The 7403-nt window shown below is 66.1% G+C and carries 8 protein-coding genes and 1 pseudogene; 3 read left to right on the top strand and 6 right to left on the bottom strand.

The window, feature by feature from the left end; translation table 11 throughout:
• The 3 genes and pseudogenes from tnpA to tnpC all read left to right on the top strand — a co-directional run.
• Nucleotides 1-321: IS66-like element accessory protein TnpA (gene tnpA / locus ACLF3M_RS34995; protein ID WP_430661648.1), on the top strand; the 321-nt coding region annotated here is incomplete at its 5' end.
• Nucleotides 321-671, top strand: a complete 351-nt coding sequence (gene tnpB, locus ACLF3M_RS34990) for an IS66 family insertion sequence element accessory protein TnpB (protein WP_430661647.1) — start codon at nucleotides 321-323, stop codon at nucleotides 669-671. The genes tnpA and tnpB, both read left to right, overlap by 1 nt.
• A 94-nt stretch (nucleotides 672-765) precedes the next feature.
• Nucleotides 766-2303: pseudogene (tnpC, locus tag ACLF3M_RS34985) on the top strand (IS66 family transposase).
• Between the two features lie 80 nt (nucleotides 2304-2383).
• Here tnpC and ACLF3M_RS34980 read toward each other — a convergent pair.
• From ACLF3M_RS34980 to ACLF3M_RS34955, 6 genes are all read right to left on the bottom strand, one after another.
• Nucleotides 2384-2773, bottom strand: a complete 390-nt coding sequence (locus tag ACLF3M_RS34980; RefSeq protein ID WP_430661646.1) for a GtrA family protein — start codon at nucleotides 2771-2773, stop codon at nucleotides 2384-2386.
• 1 nt (nucleotide 2774) lies between these two features.
• On the bottom strand, nucleotides 2775-3656 hold the full coding sequence (locus ACLF3M_RS34975; protein WP_430661645.1) for a GNAT family N-acetyltransferase: 882 nt from the start codon (nucleotides 3654-3656) through the stop codon (nucleotides 2775-2777).
• A 74-nt stretch (nucleotides 3657-3730) separates the two neighbouring features.
• The gene (locus tag ACLF3M_RS34970; RefSeq protein ID WP_430661644.1) at nucleotides 3731-4720 is read right to left on the bottom strand and encodes a glycosyltransferase; all 990 of its coding nucleotides are present in this window, start codon (nucleotides 4718-4720) and stop codon (nucleotides 3731-3733) included.
• On the bottom strand, nucleotides 4713-5573 hold the full coding sequence (locus tag ACLF3M_RS34965; protein WP_430661643.1) for a hypothetical protein: 861 nt from the start codon (nucleotides 5571-5573) through the stop codon (nucleotides 4713-4715). Before ACLF3M_RS34965 ends, ACLF3M_RS34970 begins: the two co-directional genes overlap by 8 nt.
• 100 nt (nucleotides 5574-5673) lie before the next feature.
• Nucleotides 5674-6366, bottom strand: a complete 693-nt coding sequence (locus ACLF3M_RS34960; RefSeq protein WP_430661642.1) for an acetyltransferase — start codon at nucleotides 6364-6366, stop codon at nucleotides 5674-5676.
• Nucleotides 6367-6383: 17 nt separating this feature from the next.
• Nucleotides 6384-7151, bottom strand: coding sequence for a hypothetical protein (locus ACLF3M_RS34955; protein ID WP_430661641.1), 768 nt, complete (start codon nucleotides 7149-7151; stop codon nucleotides 6384-6386).
• Nucleotides 7152-7403: the final 252 nt, after the last annotated feature.

Here is a 7403-nt window from a genome sequence, read left to right as displayed (position 1 = left end):
GAGGCGTCGCGGCCTGGCGCGTCGGTGGCGGCAGTGGCCGATCGGCATGGAATGAGCCGGAGCCTGCTGTTCGAATGGCGTCGCCAGGTACGCGAGGGGACGATGCCGGGCGTGATGCGTGCAGATGCGGCCGCGACGCTGGTGCCGGTCCGCATCGTGGAGGAAGCGCCGCCGAAGAAGACGCTGCGCCGGTCTGCCGAGCGTACGGCCAAGGCGGCGGCGGCGGTCGAGGTGGTGCTGTCGAACGGCCGGATGCTGCGGGTGTCTGAGGCGATCGCGCCGGAGGTGCTGGGGCGGCTTGTGGCGGCGCTCGACGGCTGATGCTGGCGCTGCATGCCGGGATGCGCGTGCACCTCGCGCTGGGCGCGACCGACATGCGCAAGGGCTTCGACGGGCTGGCGGCGCAGGTGCAGACGGCGCTGAAGGCCGATCCGTTCTCCGGCCACTTGTTCCTGTTCCGCGGCAAGCGGGGCGATCTGCTGAAGGCCCTTTGGTGGGACGGCCAGGGCCTGGTGCTGCTGGCCAAGCGGCTCGAGAAGGGCGGCTTTCTCTGGCCGACGATCGCGCGCGAGGGCGTGGTGACGCTGACGACGGCGCAACTGGCGATGCTGCTGGAGGGCCTGGACTGGCGCACGCCGACGCCGAGTTGGAAACCCGAGATCGCGGTGTAGTCTCTTGCGCCGACGCGGCGGCGTCTGGGACGATTCCGATGTGACGCCGCATGTCGACAGCGCACTGCCCGACGATCCCGCTGCGCTGGCGGCGATGATCGCGGCGCTGCGCAGTGAGCTGGCCGAGGAGCGCAGCGCCCGCCGCATGGCGGAGGTCGGCCTGCACGCCAAGACGCTGGAGGCGGAGCGGCTGCGGGTCCAGATCGCGCGCCTCCGGCACGAGCGGTTCGGGCGCTCGTCGGAGCGCCTGGCGGGCGAGGTCGAGCAACTAGAACTGCGGCTCGACGAGGTGCTGGCCGACATCGCGGCGTCAGGCGGCGCGGACGACACCGAGGACGAGGCGGCCAGCGCCGAGGCGCCGGAGGAGAAGGCGCGGTGCCGCGGCCGCAAGCCGCTGCCGGAAAGCCTGCTGCGGCGGGATGTCGAACACCTGCCCGCCGAAGGCTGCACCTGCCGGACCTGCGGCGGCGTGCTGCGGAAGGTGGGTGAGGACATCACGGAGATCCTGGAGTACCGCCCTGGCCGGTTCGAGGTGGTGCGCCACATCCGGCCTGCGTTCTCCTGCCGGGCCTGCGAGGCGATGACGCAGGCGCCGATGCCCTCGCAGCCGATCGAGCGCGGCAGGCCGGGCCCCGGGTTGCTGGCCCACGTGCTGGTCTCGAAGTACTGCGACCACATCCCGCTCTACCGCCAGTCGGAGATCTACGAGCGCGACGGGCTGGACCTGCCGCGCGGGCTGCTGGCGGGCTGGGTCGGCAGGTCGGCCGCGCTGGCCGAACCGATGGCCGCGTACATCGGCCGCCACGCCCTGGCCGGGCCGCGGGTGCATGCGGACGACACGCCGATGCCGATGCTCTCGCCAGGAAAGGGCCGGACGCAAACCGCGCGGTTCTGGGCCTATTTGCGCGACGACCGGCCATTCGGCGGGCGTGATCCGCCCGCGGTGCTCTACGAGTTCACGCCGGACCGGAAGGGCGAGCACCCGCAGCGGCGCCTGCGCGATTTCGAGGGCATCCTGCAGGCCGACGCCTATTCCGGGTTCAACGCCCTCTACGAGACCGGCCGCGTGGTCGAGGCGGCGTGCTGGACGCATGCACGGCGCTACTTTCACGACGAACTGCTGGCCAACGGCAGCCCGCTGGCGCGCGAGGCGATCGAGCGCATGCAGCCGCTGTTCGCCATCGAGGCGGAGATCCACGGCCAGCCGCCGGAGGCGCGCCTCGCCACTCGCCAGGCGCGCTCGGCGCCCATCATGGCCGACCTGCACGGCTGGCTGGAGGCGACGCTGCGGCGGATCTCCGGCAAGTCGGACCTGGCCAAGGCCATCCGCTATACGCTGGCACAGTGGAGCGCGCTGACGACGGTGCTGCGCGACGGTCGCGCCTGCCTGCACAACAACGCCGCTGAGCGGTGCATGCGGCCCCTGGCGCTGGGCCGCAAGAACTACCTGTTCGCCGGGTCGCTCGAGGGCGGCAGGCGCGCCGCGATCATCTACACCCTGGTCGGCACCGCGGAGCTGAACGGCTGGACCCGCAGGCGTATCTCCACATCCTGCTCGACCGCATCGCCGATCACCCGATCAATCGCATCGGCGATCTCGCGCCATGGAACCTGCGACCCAACGCCGCCTGACCTGCGTCAACCCGCCGACGCCGTAGCCGTCAGCGCACGCTTACCTCTTATGCGAGAGTTCGTCGCAGCTGACTGTCACCTTATTCGGGGGCGCCGCGGTGCCGTCCAAGCACTAGCCCAGATAAAAGGTAGGCTGTGCCTGCAGTGACAGGCAAAGCTAGCAGCGGCGCTAGCTCGGCCGGCACGAGAATAGAGGTGAACACCTCAACAAGGAGCAGCCCGATTCCCCAAACGACCAGGTAGACGGACGTATAAGAGACGATGGCGCCCAAATTTGGATGCGCACCGAAGACCGCCTTCACATTCAGCGCCGTCGAGAGCGCAACACCGGCGATGAAGGTCATCGTGTACGCGGCGCGTGCCGGCAATAATGCTCCCCGGAGGAGCGCGAGGTAGAGAAGATACGTTAGTGCCGCGTTCGTGGCTCCAGTACCGAGGAAGGCAAGGAGGCGCAGCGGTCCTGGTCGCATTTCAAACAGTGAACCTGTAATAGTCGTGAGCCACGGCGCGCGCCCCAAACCCTTCCTTGTGTTCGACGAGTCCGTCGTTCAGCCAGCGGCCTTGCTGTTCGGTCGAGTTCCCAAAGTCAAACCATCGCTTGGTCGCGAATACGTCGTTGAGCAGATGGAAGAATAGGTGGTCCAGAGCGCCTAGCGCAAAACCGTCCGAGTTCGCGGCAGCGTACTGCAGATGCGCGACCTCATGGGTCTCGTAAATGACGGCGCCGCCCACCAGCGCCCCCTTCAGCGTTGCGACGAAGAGCCGGATGTTATGCGGAAAACGGGCGTGCAGCAGGCGTATCTCGTCGAGACTGTGAACGGGTAGAACGCCGTAACGACCTTGCAAGTGTGTCTCAAGCAGCGCCCAGTAGCCGCTCCAATCGTCGGACTCGCTCGCGTCGATCCCCGACCGCATGGCTTTCGCAGCGCTGCGGCGACGCCGGTCCTGCGGCACCGGCCGGCGGGCCATGTCGATCGCTGAGAGCAGGTCACGCCGATAAAGGACCGCATTGGCGCGGAACAGCGCATAGCGATCCTCTTCGGCCGGCATGCGATGATAGATGTGTGGAATCGTTTTGTAGACCGCTGCGGTGAAGCAGCGGCGTCGCATGTCGTCAATTACAACGGAGAAGACGTCCAACATCAGCGGCGTCGTCATGCCGCGTGAGACGACAAAGCCGCCATAGGTCAGGCCTTGATGGCTATGGATCTGCGACTGCACTGCGTGCGCGGGTAGCACCGCCGCCAAGTGCCCATCGGCGTACACCATCTGCGAGCAGTCCTCGAATCGGTGTGCGTGGTAGTCCATGTAGTCGCGCGACAACAAAAATGTGCCATTCTTGCTGGCTTCCACGAAGGAGTTCCAATCCTCGCGCCGACTCGGGACGTAGGGCTCGACGGTAATTCGCCGAACGACGCGGCGAGCGGTCACAACCAAGTCCGCTCCACCACGCTCTCCGGCTTTCCGCTAACGTTGTCGAAGATGCGCCAAATGTACTCGCCAATTACGCCCAACATCACCAGAATAATGCCCGAGAAGAAGGCGATCAGCGCGACAATGGTCGGAAAGCCTTGAACCTCGCTGTTCCCGAGGGCCGCCTGCACGACGATGTTGATGCCATACATAAAGGCGAGCAGGGCGACGCCCGTCCCAAAGCCCGACAGAATACGGATCGGCGCCACTGAGAAGCCGCTCACCGTGTCGATCATGAAGTTGAGCTTCTTGCGAAAGGTCCAGCGCGACGTTCCATACGTGCGCGCCCGCCGCTCGTAGGGCACGACGACCGGCGGGATGCCGAGCCAGAAGGCGTACATGTTCGGATTGGTGTTGCGCCCGCTGCCGGCCATGTGCGGCAGCATCAAGCGGTCCATCAGCATTAGATCGAAGCCGCCCTTCGGGTAACCCTTCACCACGAGCCAGTCAACAATCCTATAGTAGAGCCAGGCGAGCGCGCGAGTAGACGCTGGATCCTTACGAGAGGTTCGGGCAGCAATGGTAAAGCGGCTTCCGGCGCGCCAGTGGTCCACCATTTCCAGGACCGTCTCTAACGGATCCTGTAAGTCAGCGGCAACGATGATGAAGCAGTCCCCAGTGACGTAGCGCAGCCCGGTCTTGGACGCGGCAACGGCGCCAAAATTTCGCGCAAGCGAGACCACCTTCAGCCAAGGCCGTCGCGACTTGATCGCCAGCAGCCCGTCTAGCGAGCCGTCGCCCGACCCGTCGTTTACCGCGACGACCTCGAGCGTCATGCCCCGTTCGACGAGCCGTGCCTTGAGCCAGAGCAGCCCGTTTTCGAGCGACGGCAAACTGCTCTCGTTCCAATACACCGGAATAACGATGGACAGCCTAGCGCCAGAGACCGGAACGGCCGGCGCTTCCAGCGGCGCAGGCAACGGAGGACCCACGTTGTTATCCATGCTCAAGGACCGCCAAGCCGACGCCAGTGCGCCCGTAACCGTTGCCGTTGTACAGCATGTAGCGCTCGCCTCTGAGGTCGAGCACAGCTGCGTAGCAGACCATTTCACCGTCCCACTGGCCCGGCGTCGGTGCAATCCCAGCCTCTGCGTCGCGTCGCGTCCAGGCAAGGCCGTCCGGTGAGGTAGCGAAGCCGATCCGGTAGCCTAACGGAGTGCGCACCGAGTACCACATCTGCCAGCCGCCGCCTGGCTCGCGTATGATCCACGGCCGACCGAAGCCCAGTTCGCCGCGGCCGGGTGACAGGAGTTCCCGCCCCGCCGCCGGCCAGGCGATGCCGTCCGCCGAAGACACGTGGCACAGTGAGTAGCGCGGCTGCAGGCGGGCTGCCGCCTCCGAGAACTCACCGCCGCCTATGTACCACATCTCCCATCCGTCCCCGCTTTCGTTATGGAGGACGAATGGGGCCGTGCGAAAGAAGGCCTCACCGGGACCGCGGTCCAGTACCGGCGTCTCCTGCGCGCGTACGAACTCCGCCCCCGCACCATCGCCCAACGCTAGACCGGTGAACAGCGTATACGGGATCTTCCGCTGCAACTGATAGCCTACGTAGTAGAGCCGCAGCCTACCGTCGGGCATCGGCACGGCGCAGCAGGGATTGACACCGTTGTCGTCGAACATCCCGGGCGCACCGATGTCGAGCACTGGAGCCTCCGCGACGTCGAGCAAGCGCCGCGGATCGCGCGCGTCGAGCTCGATCCAGCCCACGCGCGCGACTGTGCTCGTGTCCGCGGACGCGAGCAGCACACGCACGCGATGCCTCTCGTCCACGCGCGGCAACGGCGTCGGCAGCATAGCGTGGCTGCGCGCCCAGGGCTGGTGACCGGGCGGCGCCCAGAGCAGGCCAAGTTTGCGCCACCTCACAGTGCCACGGCCTCCATGTCGAACTGGTTTGTCACGATGGCCCGGGCTCCTCAGGGACGCGGAAAAAACGGCGCGCGCTAACCTTCGCCGATTCCTGGGCGGGCGGGCGGAACATCTGTCCGGGCTCGGTGTCGCGCGAGATCACGATGCCCGGCCCCACCCAGCAGTCAGAGGCGATACGGAGGTTGTTGCCGACCGCGGCGTTCACCCCAAGGAAGCAGTTCTCCCCCACATCGCAGAAGCCCGAGATGACGACGTGCGACGAGACGAAGACGTTCGCGCCAATTCGAGAGTGGTGGCCGATATGGTTGCCACTCCACAGCACGACGTTCGGCCCGACGTCGACGAAGCTCTGGATCACGTTCGCCTCGAAAACAAAGCAGTGCTCGCCGAGTTGGGCGCTAGGCGAAACGAAGGCGCGCGGGCTTACGTAAGACGCCAAGCGGTAGCCCATGGCCTGCGCCGCCGCCGCGAGCCGCGTTCGGAGCCGGTTTAGCTGCGTATAGACGACCGCAGCGTAGGCGTCGTGCGTCTCTGGCGGGAAGCGCGCCGCCATGTCCTCAAGCGAGACAACCGGCAGGCCGCGTAGGTTTTCGCGCCGGAGGAAGGCGCGCTCCACCGCGAACGCTGCGACGCGGTAGCTCGTATCGGCCTCGAAGTATTCGTGTGCTACCTCAGCGAAGGCGCTGTCGCCGATCAGCACGAGGCCTCGGGTCTTCTGCACGGGCGAGGCTCCTCCCGTCACGGCCGCCGCACCAGGATGTCCTCCCGCCGGTTTGCCATCGGGAGGGTGTGCGGCTGTGACACCACCCAAGCATCGGCGCCGGCCGACCGCGCACGCGCGAGCAGCGCCAAAATCACCGCGTCGTCCATCTCGCCTGGAGTGGGGGCGTTGAAGGCCAGCAACGGATCCTCGTCGCGGCCAGTGTAGCGCCGATGGTGCGCAACGCCGGCAGCGGTGGCCAGGAAGCGCCGCCGCATGGAGGCGTTGGGGATATCGCCGATCAGCATCGCTCCTCCACCCGGCTGCAGCAACGCCTGTGCAGCATCGAGGAAGCCGAAGACGGAACCTTCAGTGAAGACGTATTGTAGCACAGAGTAAGCGATGGCCGCATCCACCTGCCCCGCCAGGTCTGCCAGAGCAGGCGCACAGTGCGGGAATGGGCCCGGAACCTTACGAATAAATGGCCGGTCCGGCAGACGCTCCAGCATCTCCTCCGAGTCTACGAGCACCAGACTGTGGCCGAGCCGCTCGCACTTTTCGATAATCATTAGAGGCAGGCCGCTACAGCCCGGGCCAATGTCCAGTACCGTAGCACCGGGCGCGTCCAGCCGTGGCAGCTTGGCGCTGATGTCGGCGAAGATCGTCTCCTCGTGCCCCGCCCGGTAAGAATCGGGGAAGCCGATGCGCTCATAGGGGCTCAGCCTGTCGTCCCTAGCCAGGAGGCGGAATCCTTCATAGTCCAAGCGGGCAAACCGCTGGGCTTGACTGTGTTCGTCCTCTGTCATTGGCCTGGGCCCCGAACGCAAAACCATACTCAACCGCCAGGTTGAAGTAACACTCTTACCAGAAGATCGGAATCAGGCCCTTCGCAGACCGCCACTGCAGACGGACCGGCAGCTGCGCGGCGCCCCGTCGTTCGGACCCAAGCCCTCTAGCCAGAGCGTCAGCGAGCGCGAATCGCCCGACTCCATTCGTCTATCTAACTCGAACGACGGGATGCAACCAGTCTCATAAACCAAGCGGACTATGGATTTACC

It is taken from the genome of Falsiroseomonas sp. HW251 (genome assembly GCF_050563545.1).
Classification (GTDB): domain Bacteria; phylum Pseudomonadota; class Alphaproteobacteria; order Acetobacterales; family Acetobacteraceae; genus Falsiroseomonas.
Note: the sequence above shows the minus strand (reverse complement) of the source record. Positions and strands in the feature narration are given on the sequence as shown.

Coding starts and splice junctions, on each gene's coding strand:
- tnpB (WP_430661647.1), top strand. CDS start 321: ATGCTGGCGCTGCATGCCGGGATGCGCGTGCACCTCGCGCTGGGCGCG.
- ACLF3M_RS34970 (WP_430661644.1), bottom strand. CDS start 4,720: ATGGATAACAACGTGGGTCCTCCGTTGCCTGCGCCGCTGGAAGCGCCG.
- ACLF3M_RS34980 (WP_430661646.1), bottom strand. CDS start 2,773: ATGCGACCAGGACCGCTGCGCCTCCTTGCCTTCCTCGGTACTGGAGCC.
- ACLF3M_RS34955 (WP_430661641.1), bottom strand. CDS start 7,151: ATGACAGAGGACGAACACAGTCAAGCCCAGCGGTTTGCCCGCTTGGAC.
- ACLF3M_RS34965 (WP_430661643.1), bottom strand. CDS start 5,573: ATGCTGCCGACGCCGTTGCCGCGCGTGGACGAGAGGCATCGCGTGCGT.